Source organism: Methylobacterium sp. CM6257 (genome assembly GCF_054611515.1).
On sequence record NZ_CM137735.1, the window covers coordinates 1,825,437 to 1,845,946 of the forward strand.

Annotated in this window: 29 protein-coding genes and 2 pseudogenes; 12 read left to right on the plus strand and 19 right to left on the minus strand. The window is 62.9% G+C overall.

All coding sequences use genetic code 11. The annotated features are described in order from the left end of the window. Nucleotides 1–13 precede the first annotated feature (13 nt). Entirely contained in the window at nucleotides 14–1,015 is a 1,002-nt protein-coding gene (locus ACYCO6_RS08920) for a recombinase zinc beta ribbon domain-containing protein (protein ID WP_459771185.1), read from the plus strand. A 42-nt stretch (nucleotides 1,016–1,057) separates the two neighbouring features. Continuing rightward, nucleotides 1,058–1,723, plus strand: a pseudogene (locus ACYCO6_RS08925) (IS5 family transposase); the annotation flags it as partial. Between the two features lie 14 nt (nucleotides 1,724–1,737). On the opposite strand, the gene ACYCO6_RS08930 reads toward ACYCO6_RS08925, so the two are convergent. Continuing rightward, a protein-coding gene (locus ACYCO6_RS08930; protein WP_459771187.1) for an IS3 family transposase occupies nucleotides 1,738–2,906 on the minus strand; the annotation gives its coding sequence in 2 pieces (ribosomal slippage) (nucleotides 1,738–2,639 and nucleotides 2,639–2,906; 1,170 coding nt in all). Nucleotides 2,907–3,159: 253 nt separating this feature from the next. Further along, nucleotides 3,160–3,339: a hypothetical protein gene (locus ACYCO6_RS08935; protein WP_459771189.1), complete on the minus strand. Its 180-nt coding sequence runs from the start codon at nucleotides 3,337–3,339 to the stop codon at nucleotides 3,160–3,162. 537 nt (nucleotides 3,340–3,876) lie between these two features. On the opposite strand from ACYCO6_RS08935, the gene ACYCO6_RS08940 reads away from it, so the two are divergent. Then, the gene (locus ACYCO6_RS08940; protein WP_459771191.1) at nucleotides 3,877–4,188 is read left to right on the plus strand and encodes a hypothetical protein; all 312 of its coding nucleotides are present in this window, start codon (nucleotides 3,877–3,879) and stop codon (nucleotides 4,186–4,188) included. A 1,615-nt stretch (nucleotides 4,189–5,803) separates the two neighbouring features. Here ACYCO6_RS08940 and ACYCO6_RS08945 read toward each other — a convergent pair. Together ACYCO6_RS08945 and ACYCO6_RS08950 are read right to left on the minus strand one after the other, a co-directional pair. Beyond that, nucleotides 5,804–6,055 carry a hypothetical protein gene (locus ACYCO6_RS08945; protein WP_459771193.1) on the minus strand — a complete coding sequence of 84 codons (252 nt, stop codon included), beginning with the start codon at nucleotides 6,053–6,055 and terminating at the stop codon, nucleotides 5,804–5,806. Between the two features lie 32 nt (nucleotides 6,056–6,087). Next, the gene (locus tag ACYCO6_RS08950) at nucleotides 6,088–6,357 is read right to left on the minus strand and encodes a DUF1488 family protein (RefSeq protein WP_459771194.1); all 270 of its coding nucleotides are present in this window, start codon (nucleotides 6,355–6,357) and stop codon (nucleotides 6,088–6,090) included. Nucleotides 6,358–6,873: 516 nt separating this feature from the next. Here ACYCO6_RS08950 and ACYCO6_RS08955 point away from each other — a divergent pair. The 4 genes from ACYCO6_RS08955 to ACYCO6_RS08970 all read left to right on the plus strand — a co-directional run bounded on the left by ACYCO6_RS08955 (nucleotide 6,874) and on the right by ACYCO6_RS08970 (nucleotide 8,557). Continuing rightward, nucleotides 6,874–7,095 (plus strand): hypothetical protein, encoded by a 222-nt coding sequence (locus tag ACYCO6_RS08955; RefSeq protein WP_459771196.1) that lies wholly within the window; start codon nucleotides 6,874–6,876, stop codon nucleotides 7,093–7,095. A gap of 6 nt (nucleotides 7,096–7,101) precedes the next feature. After that, entirely contained in the window at nucleotides 7,102–7,815 is a 714-nt protein-coding gene (locus ACYCO6_RS08960) for a slipin family protein (protein WP_459773484.1), read from the plus strand. Nucleotides 7,816–7,969: 154 nt separating this feature from the next. Continuing rightward, the gene (locus ACYCO6_RS08965) at nucleotides 7,970–8,098 is read left to right on the plus strand and encodes a hypothetical protein (RefSeq protein ID WP_459771198.1); all 129 of its coding nucleotides are present in this window, start codon (nucleotides 7,970–7,972) and stop codon (nucleotides 8,096–8,098) included. 138 nt (nucleotides 8,099–8,236) lie between these two features. After that, nucleotides 8,237–8,557 carry a hypothetical protein gene (locus ACYCO6_RS08970; protein ID WP_459771200.1) on the plus strand — a complete coding sequence of 107 codons (321 nt, stop codon included), beginning with the start codon at nucleotides 8,237–8,239 and terminating at the stop codon, nucleotides 8,555–8,557. A 77-nt stretch (nucleotides 8,558–8,634) separates the two neighbouring features. Here the strand turns inward: ACYCO6_RS08970 and ACYCO6_RS08975 are convergent, their stop codons facing one another. Then, on the minus strand, nucleotides 8,635–8,838 hold the full coding sequence (locus ACYCO6_RS08975; RefSeq protein ID WP_459771202.1) for a hypothetical protein: 204 nt from the start codon (nucleotides 8,836–8,838) through the stop codon (nucleotides 8,635–8,637). A gap of 125 nt (nucleotides 8,839–8,963) precedes the next feature. Further along, the gene (locus ACYCO6_RS08980; protein ID WP_459771204.1) at nucleotides 8,964–9,200 is read right to left on the minus strand and encodes a hypothetical protein; all 237 of its coding nucleotides are present in this window, start codon (nucleotides 9,198–9,200) and stop codon (nucleotides 8,964–8,966) included. Between the two features lie 497 nt (nucleotides 9,201–9,697). On the opposite strand from ACYCO6_RS08980, the gene ACYCO6_RS08985 reads away from it, so the two are divergent. The 4 genes from ACYCO6_RS08985 to ACYCO6_RS09000 all read left to right on the plus strand — a co-directional run bounded on the left by ACYCO6_RS08985 (nucleotide 9,698) and on the right by ACYCO6_RS09000 (nucleotide 12,122). Beyond that, the gene (locus ACYCO6_RS08985; protein WP_459771206.1) at nucleotides 9,698–10,060 is read left to right on the plus strand and encodes a hypothetical protein; all 363 of its coding nucleotides are present in this window, start codon (nucleotides 9,698–9,700) and stop codon (nucleotides 10,058–10,060) included. A gap of 62 nt (nucleotides 10,061–10,122) precedes the next feature. After that, on the plus strand, nucleotides 10,123–10,371 hold the full coding sequence (locus tag ACYCO6_RS08990) for a hypothetical protein (RefSeq protein WP_459771208.1): 249 nt from the start codon (nucleotides 10,123–10,125) through the stop codon (nucleotides 10,369–10,371). Nucleotides 10,372–10,464: 93 nt separating this feature from the next. Next, complete coding sequence (locus ACYCO6_RS08995; protein WP_459773485.1) at nucleotides 10,465–11,436, plus strand: alpha/beta fold hydrolase; 972 nt, start codon at nucleotides 10,465–10,467, stop codon at nucleotides 11,434–11,436. Between the two features lie 11 nt (nucleotides 11,437–11,447). Continuing rightward, entirely contained in the window at nucleotides 11,448–12,122 is a 675-nt protein-coding gene (locus ACYCO6_RS09000) for an HAD family hydrolase (protein WP_459771210.1), read from the plus strand. Here ACYCO6_RS09000 and ACYCO6_RS09005 read toward each other — a convergent pair. From ACYCO6_RS09005 to ACYCO6_RS09015, 3 genes are all read right to left on the minus strand, one after another. Further along, nucleotides 12,065–12,415, minus strand: a complete 351-nt coding sequence (locus ACYCO6_RS09005) for a DUF2061 domain-containing protein (RefSeq protein ID WP_459771212.1) — start codon at nucleotides 12,413–12,415, stop codon at nucleotides 12,065–12,067. The two genes, ACYCO6_RS09000 and ACYCO6_RS09005, sit on opposite strands and share 58 nt — an antisense overlap. A 98-nt stretch (nucleotides 12,416–12,513) precedes the next feature. Next, nucleotides 12,514–12,729, minus strand: a complete 216-nt coding sequence (locus ACYCO6_RS09010) for a DNA-binding protein (protein ID WP_459771213.1) — start codon at nucleotides 12,727–12,729, stop codon at nucleotides 12,514–12,516. A gap of 395 nt (nucleotides 12,730–13,124) precedes the next feature. After that, nucleotides 13,125–13,343 (minus strand): hypothetical protein, encoded by a 219-nt coding sequence (locus tag ACYCO6_RS09015; protein ID WP_459771214.1) that lies wholly within the window; start codon nucleotides 13,341–13,343, stop codon nucleotides 13,125–13,127. Between the two features lie 229 nt (nucleotides 13,344–13,572). Here ACYCO6_RS09015 and ACYCO6_RS09020 point away from each other — a divergent pair, with 229 nt between their 5' ends. Next, nucleotides 13,573–14,136, plus strand: coding sequence for a chemotaxis protein CheB (locus ACYCO6_RS09020; RefSeq protein ID WP_459771216.1), 564 nt, complete (start codon nucleotides 13,573–13,575; stop codon nucleotides 14,134–14,136). 93 nt (nucleotides 14,137–14,229) lie between these two features. Here ACYCO6_RS09020 and ACYCO6_RS09025 read toward each other — a convergent pair. From ACYCO6_RS09025 to ACYCO6_RS09070, 10 genes and pseudogenes are all read right to left on the minus strand, one after another. Beyond that, a pseudogene (locus ACYCO6_RS09025) lies at nucleotides 14,230–15,192 on the minus strand (IS630 family transposase). Between the two features lie 293 nt (nucleotides 15,193–15,485). After that, nucleotides 15,486–16,103: a Ros/MucR family transcriptional regulator gene (locus ACYCO6_RS09030; protein ID WP_459771217.1), complete on the minus strand. Its 618-nt coding sequence runs from the start codon at nucleotides 16,101–16,103 to the stop codon at nucleotides 15,486–15,488. Beyond that, nucleotides 16,024–16,269: a hypothetical protein gene (locus ACYCO6_RS09035; RefSeq protein WP_459771220.1), complete on the minus strand. Its 246-nt coding sequence runs from the start codon at nucleotides 16,267–16,269 to the stop codon at nucleotides 16,024–16,026. The genes ACYCO6_RS09030 and ACYCO6_RS09035 overlap by 80 nt, the downstream gene beginning before the upstream one ends. Before the next feature lie 565 nt (nucleotides 16,270–16,834). Beyond that, nucleotides 16,835–17,107, minus strand: a complete 273-nt coding sequence (locus ACYCO6_RS09040; protein WP_459771223.1) for a hypothetical protein — start codon at nucleotides 17,105–17,107, stop codon at nucleotides 16,835–16,837. Nucleotides 17,108–17,490: 383 nt separating this feature from the next. Then, nucleotides 17,491–17,751, minus strand: coding sequence for a hypothetical protein (locus ACYCO6_RS09045; RefSeq protein WP_459771225.1), 261 nt, complete (start codon nucleotides 17,749–17,751; stop codon nucleotides 17,491–17,493). Nucleotides 17,752–17,898: 147 nt separating this feature from the next. Beyond that, nucleotides 17,899–18,261 carry a hypothetical protein gene (locus tag ACYCO6_RS09050; protein WP_459771228.1) on the minus strand — a complete coding sequence of 121 codons (363 nt, stop codon included), beginning with the start codon at nucleotides 18,259–18,261 and terminating at the stop codon, nucleotides 17,899–17,901. A gap of 27 nt (nucleotides 18,262–18,288) precedes the next feature. Then, nucleotides 18,289–18,558 carry a DUF1488 family protein gene (locus ACYCO6_RS09055; RefSeq protein WP_459771229.1) on the minus strand — a complete coding sequence of 90 codons (270 nt, stop codon included), beginning with the start codon at nucleotides 18,556–18,558 and terminating at the stop codon, nucleotides 18,289–18,291. A 474-nt stretch (nucleotides 18,559–19,032) separates the two neighbouring features. After that, nucleotides 19,033–19,278: a hypothetical protein gene (locus ACYCO6_RS09060; RefSeq protein ID WP_459771231.1), complete on the minus strand. Its 246-nt coding sequence runs from the start codon at nucleotides 19,276–19,278 to the stop codon at nucleotides 19,033–19,035. A gap of 50 nt (nucleotides 19,279–19,328) precedes the next feature. Then, a complete protein-coding gene (locus ACYCO6_RS09065) occupies nucleotides 19,329–19,898 on the minus strand; it encodes a hypothetical protein (protein WP_459771233.1) in 570 nt (189 codons plus the stop codon). Between the two features lie 63 nt (nucleotides 19,899–19,961). Next, complete coding sequence (locus ACYCO6_RS09070; protein ID WP_459771236.1) at nucleotides 19,962–20,324, minus strand: PRC-barrel domain-containing protein; 363 nt, start codon at nucleotides 20,322–20,324, stop codon at nucleotides 19,962–19,964. Nucleotides 20,325–20,510: the final 186 nt, after the last annotated feature.

Sequence of the window (20,510 nt, forward strand, 5' to 3'; positions counted from 1 at the left end):
GGCGATCCGGGTGATGGTAAGCGAGAACGTCCCGACGAGTTCCCGTGGCGCGCCCAAGCTCGGCTCGGCCCTGCTCTCCGGTCTGCTGCGCTGCCGGCGCTGCGGATGCAAGCTGAGCGTCCAGTACACCGGGGCCAAGGGGCAGATCCCGCGCTACGCCTGCGTCCGCGGGCGGATCGACTACGGGGAGCCGAACTGCATCGCCTTCGGCGGCCTGCGTGTCGATGACGTCGTCGAGGCGGCCCTCCTGTCGGTGGTGCAGCCCGGCGCCATCGAGGCGGCGCGGGCAGCCGAGTCGCAGGCGAGCATGCGCCGCGACGAGGCACGTGAGGCGATGGTGCGCGACCTGGAGGCGGCGCGCTATACGGCCGACCGCGCCTTCCGCCAGTACGACGCCGCCGATCCCGAGAACCGCCTGGTGACCGGCGAACTCGAAGCGCGCTGGAACCGGGCTCTGTCCCGGGTCGGCGCCTGCGAGACGCGCGTTGCCGAGCACGACGCGGTCGCCCCCCGACCCGCCCTTCCTCCAATCGCGTTGGAGACGCTCGCCGCGGACCTGCAGGGCGTCTGGTCAGCGCCCACGACGGATGCGCGGCTCAAGAAGCGGATCGTGCGCACCCTCATCCACGAGGCGATCGCCGACCTCGACGAGGTACGGGCCGAGATCGTGCTCACCTTGCATTGGGTCGGCGGCGCCCACACCGAGCATCGCCTGCCGCGTCGGCGACGCGGTCAGCGCACCAGCACGCCCGCCGACGTGATCGAAGCGGTGCGCACACTGGCGCTCATCGCGCGCGACGACGTGATCGCGGGCGTACTCAACCGCAACGGCGTGAGGACGGGGCACGGCAACCGCTTCACGCGCGAGCGCGTCACCGCATTGCGCTCGCAGTGCCGCATCCCGGTGTTCCGCGAGGCCGCGGCGGGAGAGGAGCCTTGGTTGAACCTGACCCAAGCTGCCACCCGCGTCGGCGTTGCCGCGCGAACCCTTCGTCTGGCGGCGGAACGGGGCTAGAGCGTGTTATGAACCGCTGATGCGGCTGTGTGTTTCCGAAGGATGAGCTTGGAACGCGCCGCCTACCCGTCCGACGTCAGCGATGAAGAGTGGGCGCTCGTGGCGCCCTATCTGGCGCTTCTGCGGGAGAGTTCGGGGCAGCGCGATCACGAGCTGCGCGAGGTGTTCAACGGCCTGCGCTACATCGTGCGCACGGGGGCACCGTGGCGGTTCATGCCTCACGACCTGCCGCCTTGGGCGGCCGTCTACCAGCAGACCCAGCGCTGGCTTTCGGCAGAGTGCTTTGCCGATGTGGCGGGCGACCTGCGGGCGGTGCTGCGGATGGCAGCGGCGCGCGAGCCGGAGCCGTCTGCGGTGATCCTAGACAGCCGCACGCTGCGGTCCACGCCGGAGAGCGGTGAGCGGGCGGGCTACGACGGGGCCAAGCGCAAGAAGGGCTCGAAGGTGCATCTGGCGGTCGACACGCCCGGGCACGTGGTGGCCCTGCACGTGACCCCGGCCGACGCTGACGACAGAGGCGAGGTCGGGCGGCTGAGTGCGGCCGTGCAGGCGGAGACGGACGGCCACGTGGAGAAGGGCTTCGTCGATCAGGGCTACACCGGCGACAAGCCTGCGGCCGCGGCCCGCGCGCACGGGATCGATCTGGAGGTGGTCAAGGCGCCCGAGGCCAAGCGGGGCTTTGTGCTTTTGCCGCGCAGGTGGGTTGTTGGACTTGCCTCGCTTTAGTGGAGAGCGGTTTGGTGGGCGATGCCCCTCTCGAATTGGGTGGGGCTGATGAAGCCGAGCGCCGAGTGACGGCGTCGGGGATTGTAGAAGCCATCGATGTATCGGGCCAGCGCGACGATGGCCTCGGCTCGCGTCTGGAACGCGGTGCGCCAGACCAGCTCGCTCTTCAGCGTCTTGAAGAACGTCTCGACCATCGCGTTGTCATAACAATTCCCCTTGCCGGACATCGAGCTCACGGCACTATTCCTTCGTAGTTCTGTCTGATAATCGTTCGAACAATACTGACTGCCGCGGTCGGAATGATGCAGTAAACCTGGCCCTGGCTGCCGAACGACGAGCGCGCGTCGCACCGCGGTCAGCGCGAGTTCCTTGTGAAGCCGGTCGCCCGTCGCCCAGCCTACGACCCGTCGGGAGTACAGGTCGAGGACCACCGCCAGGTACAGCCAGCCCTCCCGCGTCCAGATGTAGGAGATATCGCTCCCCCACTTCCGATCCGGCCCAGCCGCCGTGAAGTCCTGGTCGAGGTGGTTGGGCGCGATCGGGAAGGCGTGGCCGCTGTCCGTCGTGCGCCGGAAGCGGCGCGGCTGGCGGGCCTTGAGCCCGTTCTCCCGCATCAGCCGGGCCACGCGCCGCCGGCCTGCCGCCAGGCCCCGCTCGCGCAGCTCGTGCGTCATGCGGGGGCTGCCATAGGTCTCGTGCGAGAGCGTGAAGGCGGAGCGAACATGGGCAAGCAGCACGGGGTCTTCGCGCTGCCGTGCCGAGGCCGGACGGTTCTTCCAGGCAAAGTAGCCGCTCGGGCTGACGTCGAGAACCTTGCACAAGCGCGCGACCGGGAAGTCCTTCTTCGCCGCATCGACGAGGCGGAACCTCATCGACTTCCCTCCTTGGCGAAAAAAGCCGTGGCCCGCTTCAGGATCTCCCGTTCCTGGCGCAGCACCTCGTTCTCGCGGCGCAGGCGCTTGAGCTCGGCAGCCATGTCCTCCTGACGGTCGGCTGGCGGGTTATCCATCTCTCGCTCACGCTGCCCGTCGATCCAGTTGCGCAGTGTCGAGAGCCCGACGCCGAGATCGGCGGCGACCTCGCGGCGGGACCGCCCGCTCGTCTGCGCCAGCCGGACCGCCTCAGCACGAAACTCAAGGGTAAAGGTTTGCTTCCGGTCTGCCATCGGAACCCTCCTCCTTCAGGAAAAGAGCTCTCCACTTTTCCGGAGCAAGTCCATACAGGTAGGGTGAGAGCGGAACGAGCCCGGCAAACAACGCGCAGATGATCCCGATCTGAGCGTGAGCACGGCTAAGTCATTGATCGGGCAGGGGATGCCAGGGTGCTGCGCTAGCACTGCGCTACCGCCCAGCTCAACCGCAGCCCCGGCTACTCCCCTCCCAGCCCGCCTTGGTTGGCTTTCGGCGAGAGCCATCTTTTCATGCTGCCGAGGCGCGAAAATGTGCGATCCTGCATTCACGACATAGGGAGGTAATGATGGCCTCGGAGAAGAAGCACGGAAACCGCGAAGCTAAAAAGCCGAAGAAGCCGGTGCCGAAGGCGATTGCAGCAGCGCCGTCCACAAAGGACATGGTCAGCGCAGCGATCAGATCGGCCAATCGGAAGTAGGACCCGTCACTCGGCAGCTGTTGGTGTGACCATCCCGCTTAAAGCGCTCCAGAGAATGTGACGCTGGAGCGATGCTGCGTGGCTTGTGCCTTTGTCAGCAGTAGCCAAGATCGTGAACTTGCGATCTCGCTTCATAAGTGCCTGCGGATGAGCAGAAGCACGGTGATCAGAACAAACAGGAGCGTGTCCAGGCTGCAGCTCTCTTGGCGGAGGGCTCCCCCATTAGGAAGTCACCACCAGCAACAATAACCAGGAGTAGGACGAACAGGACGAGGGTGAGGAGGGACATTGCCCAGTCAGCCTCATGGTCGCCCAGAAACTCACGGCGGGGGACAGCGCTGCCGAAAGTGGCCGAAGCGCGAGCGCCCCCGCAAGTTCCTCTTGGAGAAAATGCCCCCGTAAGCCTCGGGACGGCTGGTGCGCGGCGCACCCGCCGAAATAGCGGACGCGGGCCGGAGCGTCCGGTGGACACCCGACCCGCGCAGCCTCAGCATCGGAGGTGCGAGCCGACCGATGGAGCTTAAGACATGTCCGACGAAGCTACGCCGATCATCAGCATGCTCTCCGCTGAGATGGTCGAAATACGGGCGCCAGACGTCGGCGCGAAAATCCGATTTGGCCTCTGGTGGGAGAGCCTCGACGCGCATTGTGAGATCGCGTTGCGGGTTCGCAGCCAATCCCTTGAAGACGCGATCCCACTTGCGAAGGAAGAACTGCATCGGATCACAGCCCTGCTGGCGAAGTCAAACGGGGTGGCAGATCGAGCATCGAGCGGAGCGGAACCCCCAGCACCCTTCTTTCGGCCATGGAAGCAGCCGGACCCAGATAGCGGGGCGTAACACCCGGCTCGCCGAGATTTGAATCGGCGTCCGACTCGCGGCCGTGTCCTCGACGGGGGCAGGGGAGATGTCGCAATGAAGCTCGTGCCGAGGCATGCGGCTGACCTTTTCGGCATCAAGAACGCGCAACGGCGGGCAGGGCTATGAGACGTGGCGCGGAGTCGAGTGGCTCTCCGCGCCCTCCCTGCGACCGAGCGGCATGACGATCTGCGTCATTCAGGGAAATTGCCGCCAAGGAATGCACACGCTGACGGACGAGGGTGTCCACTGAGGGATGAGCCCGCCGTACCTCGGGCTGCGCTCGTACTGCCGGAGGAACATCCGCAGAACGCGCAGAAGACCGGACCTAAGCTGAGATCAGTCGCCTTCCGTCGAGCACGAGGTTCGCGCCGTGCGAATCTACGGGCGCGCCGTACCAGCGATCCAATGTTACATCTGACGCGAGTGAGCGGATGCAGAAATGTCCTCTTCCGATATTTAACGCAAAGCTTCGCGAAATATCAGCACAAGTATCCTTGCGGCATTGCTCTTCGCCTTCAGCCCACAGAATGGGCGCTGAACTTTGCCTCTCGCGGGGTCGCAGTACGAAGGATATCTATGAGCTTAATGATAGTAGAACAAGCTTGCTTCCTGGCAGCTTCAACGTTGGCCTCTCTTTCGACCAATAACGAGACCGATAGAGCACGTGATGCATCCAGGGCCGCATCAATCGCATGGTCGAGCGATGGTGTTGGCACCAGCCAGTCGTGTAAGCACTCACTCATGGCGTTGGCTGTCTCACACAACCAATGTGCCGAACCTAGCTCGGCCCCTTCAATGCCCTCAAGCCAGGGCTCGATAAAGAGTGCTGCCCAGCAGGATAGGCCGTCAAGCATCGGATTGTCGCTGCTGGGCGCTCTTGCGACAAAGCCGAGCTCGGTCCGCACATGAAGCGGGGAGGGCACCCAGGGCGGGACATCTGGTGTTCCGGGGGGAGGCATCGACATCGCTCCTCAAATGGGACCGGCGCTGCTCTTCGTAGAGGCGGGCGCGACCTCGCATGATGAAAAGTCTTGACGTTGGGTTTCGTTGCGGTGCGCGGCGCGCTAAAATCCCTACTCCGCCGCCAGATCAAAATAAATTACTTTCCTCATGTCCGAGGAGCGTCAGAGTGTGCAGCTCTGCTGCTCCGAAGATCGTCAGTCTCGGGATCATCGCAAATGGGACCCTGCGAACACACGATCGGGGTGGTCGCATGAGTGTACCCGCCCCGCCGCAGGCCGGGCGTAGAACCTCACCTGCGCATCTCCTGCGTCACTGTGGGGTTGACGGCGCGCTTTTCTCAGTCCGCAGCTGCTTAAGACGCGTGTACCCCACCCAAAACAGCGCCTAAGATCGTAACGCACAGGACCGCCGCGATAATAAGCAGTGCCGCAGTCACCGTGCGTTGGTAAAGGCGCGTGGCGAAGAGAAGCAAGCAACCTCCAGCGAGTATCGCTATAAAAGCCAGGGAGGGGTCAAATATCTGCATGGACTGATAAACCGTCGGGTAAATGCTGCCGTAGTTCTCTGGTCGCCCGATCGCGACAGTGGCGCTTGTGCCAGGATCCTTGCTCCACGGAGCTGCCGGCGCGTCTCAGAAGCGCTCCTTCAACATAAAGGTGGGATGGCGTGGCCCCGGTTTATCCGCCAGATCACTGCGTACGCGCATACCGCCCGGGGCATTCAGATCGAGCGTTCTAACTCGGTCCGGGACTGTCGCACTGGTTTTCGGCATGTTCGACATGCCGTCGTCCGAGCCAATCGGCGGAACGGCGACAATTTGCGCGAGAGCCGGCGTGCTGATGATCACGGCAGCTGCGGCAGAGAACTCGAAAAGAGAGAACATTTCGGATCCTTCCATCCCGTAGAGTCAACAATTCAGCCAAAATCCTTTTCCTCCAGTTCGATAAGCCCGTTATTGACGTCGGCGCCGGCGTACTTCCTGCTGGCCGCGTCCTCGATTTCGCTCTGGCAGCTGTCAAACAGGTCCATCGGTTCGGAATTTGCCTCGCCGAAGCAGTCGCGCAGGGTACCAAATGATATGCGACAGTGGATGAGCCTGCGCCCGTCGGACATTGCAAAACGAACGTGCTCTCGCGTGCCCGCATCAATGACCGGGGGCCAGCCCGGGTAACCGACGATCGACATGGCAAGCCTCCGCTGTCTTCAGCAGGCTTCGGGAAAATCTGTCCTTCTTTGATAACTAACCGGCGAATGAATCGAACCATAAGCGGCAGTTTTTATTTTCGAGAGAGAGAAGCAAGGAAGAAAAATCTTTTCGGTCGTAACGTCTAGCCGGCCTCATTTTGAACCGGGCTCAATTATCTCGATATGTTTAGAGTGCCGAGCGCACGGCGCGTTCGTCCCTAACTTCTTTCCAGCGCGGCGGAATTGACGCTGCGTGCTGTACGCTTTGATGGAGTCAAGGCATTCGTGTTGCGACCTCGAACTGTTCGTCCGGAGAGCGCCGCTCAAGCTTCGCGTATGACATATTCAATAAGATACGCATGCAATCGGAAGGGTTCGATTTGACTGAAAACGGCTGGCGGTCATGCAAAAACGCATAGCCATAACGCGAAAACGGACTTGATCCTTATTCACGGCCGCGTGTTCCACCAGAGGGTAGCTCGCCCGTTGCATGATGAGCTGCCAGGAGTTGCGACCGTGAACCCGATTACCGCCATGCTGGTCGCGGCCCTCTTGTTCTGCGGGCTGGCGATAGGCGCGTTTGACACATTGAGGCCCGGCTGGTTGGCCGAACTCTTCGCCGGCCTATTCCTCGGGGCGGCTATGCTCGTCGCGCTCTCTCTCAAAGTAGCCAACGCCTGGGAGAAGTTCGTGATCCTGCGCGCAGGCAAGCTGCAGGGTGTCCGCGGTCCCGGCTAGTTCCTGATCCTTCCCGTCTTCGACCGGGTGACCGCCGTGATCGACGAACGCATCCAGACGACGGCCTTCAACGCGGAGCAGGCACTCACACGCGACACCGTGCCGGTGAACGTGGACGCGATCATCTTCTGGCACGTACACGATGCCGAAGCAGCGGCCTTGAAGATCACAAACTACCGCCAAGCGATCGACCGGGTCGCGCAGACATCGCTGCGCGAGATGATCGGCTCATCGATGCTTGCGGACCTACTCTCGGATCGCAAGGCGGCCGATGAGGAATTGCGCTCGGAGATCGCCCTCAAAACGGCGGCGTGGGGCATCGCGATTACCTCGGTCGAAGTTCGGGACGTAGCGATCCCCGTTGCGCTTCAGGATGCCATGTCCCGCCAAGCGCAGGCCGAACGGGAGAAGCAGGCCCGCATCATCCTCGGATCCGCCGAAGACGAGGTCGCCAGTCGGTTTGTCGCGGCGGCCAAGACCTACGCGCAGTACCCAATCGCCCTGCAGTTGCGGGCTATGAACATCATCTACGAGACGACCAAGGAGCGAGGATCGACGATCTTGATCCCGACGACCATGGTCGAGGCTATGAACCCGGCCTCTGCGCTGGTTCTGGCCGGTCTGGCATCTGCCAAAGAAGAAGAGCCGACGCCGCTCAACGGGGCGATCCCGAACAGGTCTGCCATTTTGGCCGATGGACGAGAGTCCGTCCGGTCATAGAGCAGACTAGCACGGGACAGCTGGCCGGCCTCCGGCTTTGGCCGGTTTCGCGCCCGTTACGTCGCAACGGCGGCGGTGAATGGTGCCCAGGACTGAGATGGGCATCACAGCGTGGAGGAGATGCTCGCTGCATCACGGATCATAGGAGGGCGCGATGCCGATCACCGTAGGGATCCAAGGGCTTGAAGGCGTGCCGGACATGGTCGCTCTCATCGGCATGCTCGGCCTTGTCGCGTGCTTCGTCGGCTTAGTCTCGATCCTTTGGAGCGTGCGGCATCCCTGAAGACCGATGGAGATGCCGGACGGCAATGGCACAGCGCCGTCTACCCAAACCGCCCTGGCCAGGAAGCCCTTGTCGATGGCTCCCACGAACACCTTAGGCCTGATCGACTCGGGGACGGACCCTGGGACTGCGTTTCGCATGTTCGGTCACAACGAGGACCCTGCAATGGCCGGCGCGCTCGAGATTTTACCTGAAGAAGTTGAGGAGCTTGCTAAGCTTGCACGCGATATGATCGACAAGCGCCTTGCTGAGATCCCGGAGAGCACGAGACCGCAATTTTGGACCATCATCGCGAATGTCTATGGCCGAGGTCTTACAAGAGACGCGGTGTCTGCCACCCTCCTCGAAGCGCTGCCGGAGTTAGCGGACAGCGTCGATCTCTCGGTTCAGGCTAAGACCCAAGCAAACGGTGGGATGAGCCAAAATCTGGATGGCGCCCCTTCTTCAAACGGACGCTGACAGCGGCGCTATCGAGGGGTCCAACGACGCCTGGACCGACCGGCAGCTGACACAGCAGGCCATTCTGGTTCAGGGCATCAGCTTCCGATCTCGCCTACGACGCGTTCGATTTTGTCTATGGCGGTCTTGATCGTTTCGGACTGCTCCTGCAGGTCCTCGACTTTTACGAGGCCAGGTTTTTCCTTCGTCCACCAAATGCCGTTGTCGATCACGCCGAGCAGGCGGCCCAGACGGGCATGCTCATGCTTGAGTGATGCGATGAAGTCGGTGCTGGTTTTCATGGCAGTCCCTCGCTTGGCAGCTATCATACCGCAGTGAGAGGGCAAGAGCGAGCTGCAGGGCTCAGAGGCGGATCCAGTCTGACCAAGATATAGCTCCAATAGAGCTATCGCCGAGCTTCCGTCGTTCAATCCGCGGCTAGGACGCAGTCTATCATGTCTGCAAATTGCTCGGTAACTCCTTCAATGCTCGGAAAATGATACTCAGGATCGCCTGCGGCGAGCATCATTTTGCTCGGCTTCTTAAGCTCAGTGAGCACGGCGCGAACGATGGCCTCAGAGGTGCCCGAGTCCGTCAGTTTGACGTCCTCGCGGACGGCCACGTCTTCGACTACTCTGCACAGTCTTTCCATGTCATAATTCATAACAACATCCCTGGATGGTAATAAAATTAATTATATACCAAACATCCGATGCCGTGCAGATTCGATGAGGTTGTAGAATAACTTTAGGCCGCACCCCTGTCGCAGGCAACCGGCGCGCCTCCACTCAAGGCAGCCGGGGTCCAAGCGGTCGAAGCGTAACCATGATGAGCTGGTCACGGCATCGAGTGCCAGGCGAAGCGTCCAATCTTCGCCGTTGTGATGAACTCTTTCGCTCCCGGAACCGGATCCCGGCCCCGCCGCCGTTCTCATGGATCCGAATGATCCCGTTGGCCACAGCCGCTCGATACGGGACCCTGCCCCAGATCTTTCTTCGTCCAGGATGGATCGTTCGGCTCTGAGCGATGTTTGCATATTGCAGTGCAGCATCCTCCGCGACCACCCGTTCGCTGCGGTGATCTGCTGCGCACTCTGATCGTGCGATCTGCCGGCCCTGCCATGGCACTCCGGCTGATCGTTCGCCGCACAAAGGATCTCACATGCGCCTCGCGCTCTCTCTGGGGGCTTCCGCCCTCCTGCTCGGCCTCACGCAGCTTCCCGTCCAAGCGAGCTCCTGCGCCGAGCAGATCGGTACGATCGCGCGTCGCCTCGACAGCGCCGGCGCGGTCCACGTGGCTGGCCTCCAAGACGGACATACGATTCGCAGCAGCAATTCACCGAAGGCGCTGCCCAGCGCTCCTAAGGGGGAGCCGAGCGATGTCAGGATGATCTCGACGAGTGCACACATCGCCGACGCGCGCCGGCTGCTCCATCGTGCGGTCGAGGAGGATGGCCGCGGACATCAGCGGGCGTGTGAGAACACGATGACGGAAGCCAAGGGCCTAATCGGCGCGCTCCCATAGGGGCTGCCGACTGCCGCAAGCACGACCCGAGGACTGCCGCATCCCGCGGTGCGGAGTAGACCATGTTAACCCCTTTCTTCAGCACCATGATGCTCGCTATCGAATCGCAGCGCGTGATCGAACTTCGGCTTGTCAGGATTGCCTGGGGCGGGGCTGAGGCACAGGCCGAGATGCAGTCGATGGTCTCCGAAAAGATCGGTGCTGCCATCGAGGCTGCCGGAACGCTGGTGACTGGTGGCTCCTTCGAAATCGTCGTGTCGCGATACCGCGAGCACGTGGCCTTCAACACCAAGCGCCTCACCGCCGCCTAGCGCCGGGCTGAGGCCGTAGGCTGAACAGATCGCATCGCTTCAGATTGATCCCGCCGATCAAGGAGCATGCCCCATCACACGCAGGATCATACCATGACACAACGTTCCAGCACCGGCCGCTGGCTGGTTCCGACCCTGCTCGGGTCAGCCGCAGTCCTCGGCGCATCGGCGCTCTACGCGGTCGCCAAGACGCGGGAAGCCGAGCGGCAAACACCGCCCATCGGTGAGTTCATGACCGTAGATGGGGTGCGCCTGCACTACGTCGAGCGCGGACATGGCCCGGCCCTGGTGCTGATCCATGGCAACGGCATGATGATCCAGGACTTCCTGGTCAGCGGCATCGTCGACGACCTCGCCAAGCGCCACCGGGTCATCATCATCGACCGGCCCGGCTACGGCTACAGCGATCGCCCGCGCGGCCTGTGGACGCCGCGCGCCCACGCGACGCTGTTCCAAAAAGCGCTGCAGCAGCTCGGCGTCACGCAGGCCGTCGTGCTCGGGCATTCGTGGGGCGCGCTCGTCGCGGTCGCTCTCGCGCTTCAGGCCCCGCAGCTCGTCCGCAGCCTCGTCCTGGCATCCGGTTACTACTATCCGACGCTGCGTGCCGACGTGATGCTATCCTCCCCGGCGGCGATCCCCGGCCTTGGCGACCTGATGCGCCACACGGTGTCGCCCGTAATCGGACGGGCGCTGCAGCCCGCCATGATCAAGGCCATGTTTGCTCCGGCCCCTGTCACAGAACGCTTCGATCGCGAGTTCCCGAAAGCCATGATGCTGCGCCCGTCGCAGCTGCGCGCCTCCGCGGAGGACGCCGTGCTGATGACGCCGGTGACCGTCGAGCTTGAGAAGCACTACCGCGACTTGAAGCTGCCGGTCGTGATCATCGTCGGTGGCGACGATCAGATCGCCGACGTCGACCGGCAGTCGAAGCGGCTGCACGGCGAGTTGCCGGACAGCGAACTGATCGTTGTCCCCGGCATGGGCCACATGATCCAGCACCTCGCGCCCGAGCAGGTTATTGCCGCCGTGGAACGCGCGTCGGAGCCGGTTCGCGCGGCGGCATGAGAGGTCGTCCGATGCGCATCGAAACCTGCTTCCTGTTCGACTTGGACGGCACGCTCGTCGACAGCGTCTACCAGCATGTGCTCGCCTGGAAGCAGGCGCTCGACGCGGAGGAGATCGCTCTGTCTGTCTGGCGCATCCACCGGAAGATCGGCATGAGCGGCGGCCTGTTCACGAACCAGCTCCTGCGGGAGACGGGGCAGGAGATCAGCGAGGAGCGCATCGCGCGCTTGGGCCGTCTTCATGCCGAGGCGTACGGGCATCTCTCCTCGCAGATCTATCCCCTTCCGGGGGCACAAGCCCTGCTCGGCACCCTCACCGAGGCCGGGATCCCGTGGGCGATCGCCACGAGCGGCCGGATGGAAACGGCACGGGTCAACCTCGACGCTCTCGGCGTCGACCTCGAGCAGGTGCCGGTGGTGACGCGCGACATGGTCAAGTACGCCAAGCCCGACCCTGACCTGTTCTTGGCCGCGGCGGATCGGCTCGGCAAGCCGATCGAAACGGCGATCATCGTAGGCGACTCGATCTGGGACATGCTGGCGGCACGCCGCTGTCGTGGGCTTGGGGTCGGGCTGCTCTCGGGTGGGTACGGCACGGAAGAGCTGGAGCGATCCGGCGCAGTGCGCGTCTACGAAGACCCAGCAGACTTGCTCGAGCATCTCGATGAGGTCGGCGGGCGGCGTTGATTAGAGCCGAGAATGCCTGCCGGCGCCGACGAGCCTCTCTCAGGCGCGAGCGGCAGAAAGCTGGTACCCCAAAGCACTCTGCCCCAGGCGCGCTCATGCAGGTAGTAAAGCACGGTTTTGGTCGTGCTCTCGATGCCGACGATGGCGAAGGACCACGTCATACTCCCGGTGACCAGATAGCTGACCACAAACGTGTCCACCTCGGCAATGATGCGCCAAGTCAGGGTCTTCACGAGCGAGCGCTTTGGCGAGGTGACCGCGCGACGCGGTCGGAGCACCGAGAGGATGGCCACTGCGCTGTCTCCGAATTGTGGTGTCCACGTCCAGTTTTGCGTTACCGCAGCGCCTCCGCCGCTGATCGCGGCCGACGAAGGGCGGCGATCGCGCTCGTCTACCCGTCGTTCTCGCTGGTGAGTTCGCCGAGGTGCAGGCCCTCGTCACAGGGACCCTGCCGCCTGAGCCGCACCCCAGGGCCGCCCTCAATCGTCACGCAGTTGTCGAGAAAGATCACGCCCGCGGTTTCCAAGGAGCAGACGGCCCGGTTGAGCAGGTGCGGGTCATCCGCGTCTTCCTGGCATTCGATGAGCGCCAATGTCTCTTCGGGCACCTGAGACGCCCGAGCGAGATCGCTCGTGGTCCAAGCCAAGAGCCCCCGCGCTGCGCGTAGCTGCGCACTTGTCACTCGCTTGAGCATGGCAGCACTGCCTTAGTGCATAAACGAGGATTTTAGCACACCCGCTCGGGCAGGTTCAAAGAGCGCCCCAAAAACCCGGTGTCTCAGCGCCTAAGCGCTATCATGAGACTGCCCTTCGAACTTTCCGATCTACGTGAGGCCGGCCTCAAACGAGTCTCCGCAGGCACCGCCCCGCGATCGGCAACACCGTACATCGTGCGTCAGGATGACCTCGCGGAGGATCAGATCGACCAGCGGCAGTTCTGCGAGGATCCAGAGAGAAGGCCAAACCTGCGCCAGTCGCGGCAGCCTGAAGTGGCTGCCCTTTATCAATACCTCTCGTTCACGAGGATCGCTATTCCTACGAGGATCGCAACCGCCGGCGTCAGTATTTGAAGGTAACCATTCAAATAGGTCAATCCGGCGAGGGGCTCTATGCCCTCGGGCCATTTACCCGCTTCGAGTCGGTTGCTTACCCACCGGAAAAACCGCTCGAGGGTCAGATCCAAGACGCCACAGACGATAGCCAAAATTGCGAGGGCAGTCATGTTAAGCCTCCAACAAAAACTCAATTTCGGAAACTTATTCGTTAGCTCGTCTAATTGTAATAGAAGTCGTCTGAGCAGCAGACTCGCATGAATTGCCATTTTTGTTTCGCTCGGAATTCCGTCTCTGCCGAATGACGCGCTCCCGTGGCTAGGGGCCGACTCCGACCGATCTCAGCGTTCAGCTTGAAGCCAACGAACTGGCACCGGCTGCGGCGGTTGTCGCAATGCGATGGGTGCCATCATCGTCATCGCCGCCTCGAACGGTGGCTTCGATCCGCTGGTGCAGATCATCAAGGCTCTGCCCGCCACCTGTCGCGCGTCCGTGTTCATCGTCCGGCACATCGGCGCCAACCGCGGCTACTTGCCGGACATCCTCGCTGCACGCGGCAACCTCCCGGCGGCCTTCGCTCGGCACGGTGAGGTCATCAAGCCCGGACGCATCTACGTTGCGCCGCCCGACCACCACATGCGGTTGCGCTTCGGCGTGATCCGCCTGGATCAGGGCCCGAAGCTTCATTTCACCCGCCCGGCTGCCGACCCCCTGTTCGTCTCGGCGGCCGAAGCCTACGGCGAGCGCGTTATCGGGATCGTGCTCAGCGGCGGGGACGGCGACGGTGCTGAGGGCCTTCGCGCAATCAAGGCGCACGGTGGTCTCAGCTTGGTGCAGGAACCGGAAGAGGCCGCAGTGCCCGATATGCCGCTGGCCGCGTTGAGGCGCGATCACCCTGAGCAGCGCCTCACCACCGGCCAACTTGCCGAGTTCGTCGCCACCCATTGTGCTTGCAGAGGTTGAGAGCACTGCGGATGTAGCTTCGGCTCTTCATCCCGAGCGGACCTCGTGAGTGGGTACCAAGCGTCAGATTTTGATCACTTGAGCGCGACCCGATCAGTTTGAAGAACAAGCGCCATTCTCGTAGCCGGCAGCTGTGAAGTCGTTGCGGCACTCCTCGGGCGAGAAGCGCGCGAAAGCCTTGTGGATGGCCGCCCAGAGATCGCTGACCGTGCGGGCCGCCACGCTGCGCAGGAGCGCTTTGAGCTTCGCGAAGGCAAGTTCAATCGGGTTGAACTCAGGCGAGTACGGTGGGAGGTACAAGAGCCGAGCCCCCGCTGCCTCGATCGCCTCGCGCACGCCCGCCACCTTGTGGGCGCCGAGGTTGTCCAGGATGAGCGTGTCGCCCGGCCTCAGGGTCGGGACCAGCGTCTCTGACACGTAGGCGCGAAAGCGCTCGCCCGTCACAGGCCCGTCCAGCAGCGCAACCGCACTCGGCCCGCTCGTGCGCAGCCCGGCGATGACCGTGGTGGTTTTCCAGTGGCCCGCGGGCGCCGCGATCCGGCAGCGCGCGCCGCGCTCTGCCCAGCCGTAGCGGCGGACCATGCTGGTGTTAGCCGCCGTCTCGTCCAGGAACACGAGACGATCCGGATCGAGCGCGGGCTGGCCCTCAAACCACGCCTCACGCGCCGCTCTTACGTCGTCTCGCTCCTGCTCCGCTGCGTGCAGCGCCCCCTTTTGCGCGTGATCCGGTGCCGGGCGAAGAAGCGCGACAGGCTGCTGGTGCTGACCGCAACCCCGTGCGCCTGAAGAGCCTCGCGCAGCTCACGCAGGAGGATCTGCGGGCGAGCCTCATAGGTCTGCCAGATGAGCTCGGCATGAGCCTCGATGTGGCGGGAGCGCTGGTCGCCGCCCAGCGGCTTGGGCGCGACGTGGCCCACGCACCGCTTCTGCTGCGACCGGCGGCTGGCGCTGGCCCGGCTCACGCCGACGCGCTCGGCAGCTTGCCGGCAGGTCCGCCCCGGCTGAGACTGCGGACGCCACGCGCTGGCGCAGATCGACGGACAAGGTTGTCGGCATGGCCGCCTCCTCGCCCCATCAACCCTCGGCCACCCAGCATAGCTTCCGATCGGACGAGCCCCGCTCTAGCGCGACATCCATCGACGGGCGCAACCTCGTTTCCGCCTGCATCTCGACGATCATGCGCACGAATGCATCCGGCGGCAAGAACGTGTCGTGGAGCTCGGCCGTCGCACGCCGAATGGTCGAGTGCTCTGTCATCGGAGCCCTCTTTTGGCGCTCGCGTCAGGCGACCGTCGCCAAGGCATCTTCTGGCTTGCGCTGGGCCGCGGCTTGAGTATCGCGGCAGGCGCCTACTTGGCCGCGTCTCGTTCGGCCAAGCAGACCGGGTCTCCCGCTGCGAAGGTCCTCGTCATTCCATAGCGTCCTGGCGTGTCCGGAATGGTAGGGGTTACGAGAAAGAGCCTCGGCGGTGCCGTTCTCCGCTTTGGGCCCAGGACCCGGCCCCTGGCGGAGGCCGAGCACCGAGCTGTGTGGCTGGCAGCGGCCATCGGGTAATCCCACGGTAGACCCCACTTCTGGCGGTAGGATTGCGGGGTGAGCCCAAAGGCCGTGAGATGACGCTTCAGAGTCTTGTACGGCTTGCCGTTCTCAAAACTGATCAGCGCCTCGCGGGTGACGGACTTGCGAATCGAGGCAGGGGAAGGCTTCCTGGCAGTGCCGCTCCGGTCCAGGTCAGCGAGAGCTGCATGGGCGGCAGTAAGCATGCTTGGCACCTCGGCAGGGGGGACCAGGTTGTTCGAGACGTATGCCGAGACGATGTCAGTGACGAGTTCGACGTAGCTCCGGGTCTTGACCCCGACGACTCCCATATATGCGTTCATGGCACGCCTATCCTTGAGCACTTCGCACGCTCTGTCGGCTCGGCTGAAGCAAGCAGTCGGGCTGATGCACCGCCTCGGAAATCTCATGCTGAAGATCCTGTCGCTGTATCTCTTCAAGGTCGGAGAGGATGTTGTGGTGCGCGGCATCGATCACCGAGATCAGCTTCACATCACCACCTTCCCTCTTGAATGTCACCAGGACTTGAGCCTCGCCGTATTGGTCGGTCGGATCGAGGCAGTAGTGCGTGGGCATATGGATCTCCGGACATCGGTACAGGATTACCGCCTCCGTGTTGCCGGCTTCATGGATGTGACGTCTGGGGCGACGGTACGAAGTGCCGGTGCGCGTGCAGGTCGGACTAGGGCGTCTCTGCAAACTCAGGTCGGTCACACGAAGCCTACGAGTTCACCCCCCTCGGCGCTCGGAAGACCGAGCGAAGCCATTGCTAATTACGCTTGATGAAAGCAAATAGCTGACGCGCTCGCACGAATGAGGCAGTTTGCAGAGACGCCCTAGTGGCCCGCGCACCGGTCCGAATGCCAACCGGCGATCCGACGGCCACAGTTAGCAGCGGGACGTTTTCGCTGCGCGCGTCAATTTTGACGACCGGATCCGCGAATATGATGCTGCCAGCATTTCTTGGACGAGGTCCGGTGCGGCATCCCCCGCCATCCGCTCTTCGCCTCGACATCGTTGCTTGCCGGGGTAGCGCTCGGAATATCTGAGCAGAGATAGCCAGTTCCTGAGGACGAGCACGCGGCAGATCTGGCGTCTGCGCCGGCCGTCGTGGACAATCGATCCATCCGGATCAGCCCGCTCATCCTGGCATCGGCCTCGCCTGAAGAATGGCGGCTCGCACGAAGGGGCGCTTCAGTCCGGTTCCGACGTTGGGACGACCGACAAATTCCTGGGCGCCCGGGTGGCTGCGCACCGCTTTGACGAGGTTCAGTCGATAGCCTACCCGGAAGAGGAAGACGCTCGCGGCCGAGCCCGACAGGAAGGCTTCGACTGCCGTGTCCACCTCGCCTTCCGAGATAAGGCCCCGTTCGCACAACGTCCCGATCGTTTGAAAATCAAGCATCGTAAGCATGTAGGGCGCGAGGAGACGACGCCGAGGAGATCGTCACGATGGAACGACGCATCGCCTGCGCCGATGCGTTCCAGATTGCCTTTCTCCAGCCTGGCCATATTGTACGGCTTGGCTCACCGCGGGGGGGCTGGCGACGGCTCCGGCCGAGATAGCCAGCGATGCCGGAGTAATTCCGACGTCGGATCTTATCGTCGAAGCACGCAGCCTCATTCGTCGCGCGGTCAACGAGGACCGTCGCGGCGCCCAGCGCACCTGCGCAAACACGGTGACCGATGCCAAGAGGATGATCGTCGCTTTCCCGTAGGCGACAACACCTCATCCTCGTCCCCCACCTCGGAGTCCAAGGGGTGGGGTTAAGATCGGTCCTGCAGCGCGAACGGAGCTCAGATTCCCGTTAGCGGCATGTCGGCCTGGGACGTCAGGGTTGCCTTAGCACAGGCGAGCACACGTTCTCGGCCGCTGCCGCCTCCGAGAGCAGCCCAGAGGCGAAGCATTTCCAGCGCGTCGTCGAGTTCGCGGATGGCCTTCGGATCGTCACAGAAGTCACTCGGGAGGAAGCCGAGGGCATCGGCAACGCGCTCGCAAGTCCTGAGAGCGATCCGCTCGTCGTTCCCTTGAACGAATGGGGTCAGAATATCGCGCATCGCAGATCTCATTTTGAAGCGGATGACTATTGCGGCGCTGGTGTGGATTGCAGTTGAACACGTCGCTAACCGTTGAGGTGGCCATAAGTCAATTTAACTGACCGTGAGTGGTACAATCGTGCACCGGACCCCCGTCGCCTCTCGTGGTCAAGGTGCGAGGTGCAACGTCTCGTGTTTCAAAGCTGATGCCGATGCGATATTGCCGAGCTTTTCTGAAATGTATCGTAGAGCTTCGGCCCCGCGATCTATCTCGTGCCTCCTGTTGGCAACGAGATCTGCATCATCCTTTGTCGATGAGATCGCGTCTGCGGCGAGAACGAGCCGTGCTGCCACACGTTGCAGAGATTGCGGCCCCGTGAAGATCGTTTGCGCATCGGCGGCCAGAATATCCACCAGCGTTCCAGCCTCGGGCTCCAGCTGCATGCCCCAATGCCGCTCGTAGTTCGAGGCCAGCATCTGGCACTTGGTGAACCAGCTAAATTCAATTCCTGTAAGTCTGGGGCTTGTCATGGAAATTTCCCGAACGAGTGACAAAATTCAATTAAAATCGGACTCTTTGATCTCGATGATACCATTTATGATTCCGTCGATCTCGAATTTACCGCTGGCGAAATCCTCAATTTCGGATTGAAAACTTGCGAAGAGAGCGATCGGCTCGGAATCCTTATCACCGAAGCAGCCACGCAGTGTGTTGATCGAGATTCGACATGGAATAATTCGTTGTCCATCCGACATGGCAAAGCGAACGTGTTTTCGCGTGTTCGCATCAATGACCGGTGGCCAACCCGCGTATCCGACGATCGGCATCACAGACCTCCACAAGCTTCGAGATAATTTCTGAAACATGCCTCATTTATGCAGCAATGATTTGTAGCGTGCGAAATAACAATAAACGGCATATTTATTTTTCATGATCTCGCGACATGCGCCGGCGAGTGCGGTGCCGCGCGACGTCTCGATGCCAGGACGCCGGGCTCTTCCTCCGAGAATGAGGTGATTGCCCTCTTTTCCCAGACGAAGATCCGATCGGCAGCTGGATCGGCACGCCCGAGGTCATCCGATCTCCGGTGGTGCACCGGAGGGAATGCCGAGAGGTTCGTTGGAAGGCGGGACCTCGTCTGGCTCATGATCGGGCCTGCCCGAAGGTTCCGGTAGCGGTGTCCGGTCAGGGTTCGGGGGGTGCGCCGGCGATGGATCGGGAAAGGTCGGGTCGGGCCGCTCGGGAGACATAGGGTTTGCCATCAGGGATTCCTCGTTAAGCGAGGACCGGAAGCACGGACCTCAATCCATGAAGTGCCAAGCTGCCTCGGCGGCGGACCGCCGGTCGTGAACGATGCCATCCGGTTGAGGGGCAGCTTCCTCGATCCGGGCCATTTCGGAATGACTCAGGGCCAGATCACGCTCCTTCTGGGCGGCGGTATGCTCAGCGTTTGCGAGATGCCTGGCGGAACGCCGGTAGTGGGCGGCCGCACGGTCATGCTGATGCGCGGCCTCCTCGCAGGTCCATGCCATCTCGGTCATCGACATCACCGGTCTTCCTCGCGGTCTTGATCCGGACGAGCGCCGTCCGACGGCGCTCAGCTACCGGCCTGCGTCGGCGCCATTTCGCGATCCCAGGTCGTCCTGGCAGCCTCGCGGGCGGCGCGGGCGGCGTTCGCGGTGGCTGTGGCGGCCTTGACGATGGAGGCCCGCGCGGCCGATGCCGCCCGACGTATCGCGGTCACGTTCGAACGGACCGAGACCTCGGCGGCATCCTTGGAGGTCTGCACCGCCAATCGCGTCGCTTCCACGGATTTCCGCGCGGCATCCGCAGCCTTCCGCATCGAGGCGTTCGCCGCCATGCCCGCCGCCCTGTTGGCTTCGGCAATCTTGGTCTCGGCGCGTGTCGCCGCCTCCGCGGCGTCGGTGGCGAGCTTGCCAATCGTGTCGGCGGATTGCTTCGGGGCATCCGTCACCGCCGCCTTCGACGCCTGCATCGCGAGCCGGGCCGCCTCCCGTGCCGCATCGGCAGCTTGGCTCGCCTCGCGCCCCGCCTCCCGCATCGTTGACGCGGCATTCACGGGGGCAGTGACCGGCTGCTGCGCCTGGGCCGCGGTCATCGTCGATAGGACGAGGAAACTCGTCGTCAGTACTGGCATCGTTCGCATGGCAAATTCCAATCGTGCTTCTAAGCGTGGAAGGCAGCGGCCTTCGGTCGGTCGACGCGAGGCTCAGTCCGTCCGCCGGGTCTTTGCGTCGGCGTTCGAATAGGCGTCCGGCTTCGCGGTCTGCTGGGCAGACGGCTCCGCCTTCGTGAAGCGGCCCTCGATGATCCGCGGGGCCCGATCCATGCCGTCCTTGCTCGTGTCGAGGACGAGGATGTTCAGGTTCGGCGTGACCTTGAACTGGCCCCAACGAACCGCGACGTGGCGTTGTCCGCGGCCGAAGACGCCACCGCGAGCGACGAGGAGGTAGGCGATATTGCCGCCCTCAGGTCCCATGACGATGGCGCCGCCGCTGCCGAGCGGCACGTTGTCCGGTGTGCGCACCTTGCTCCCGAGCAAGTCGTCCGAGCAGAAGGACGTCGTCCGCACGGCATGCTTTCGTCGCTAAGACCCTACTGGCAAACCGGTCACCGTATCTTCTGAACGGCATACTAACGTCTCGGCTCAGTACACGGGCCAAGCATTTTCGACATTTGGCTATGCAGAGATGGATACGTCGTGGCCGAACGGGAAATCGGCCTTGAGCGGAGCTTGAACGAGGTGACGTGGGAAGCA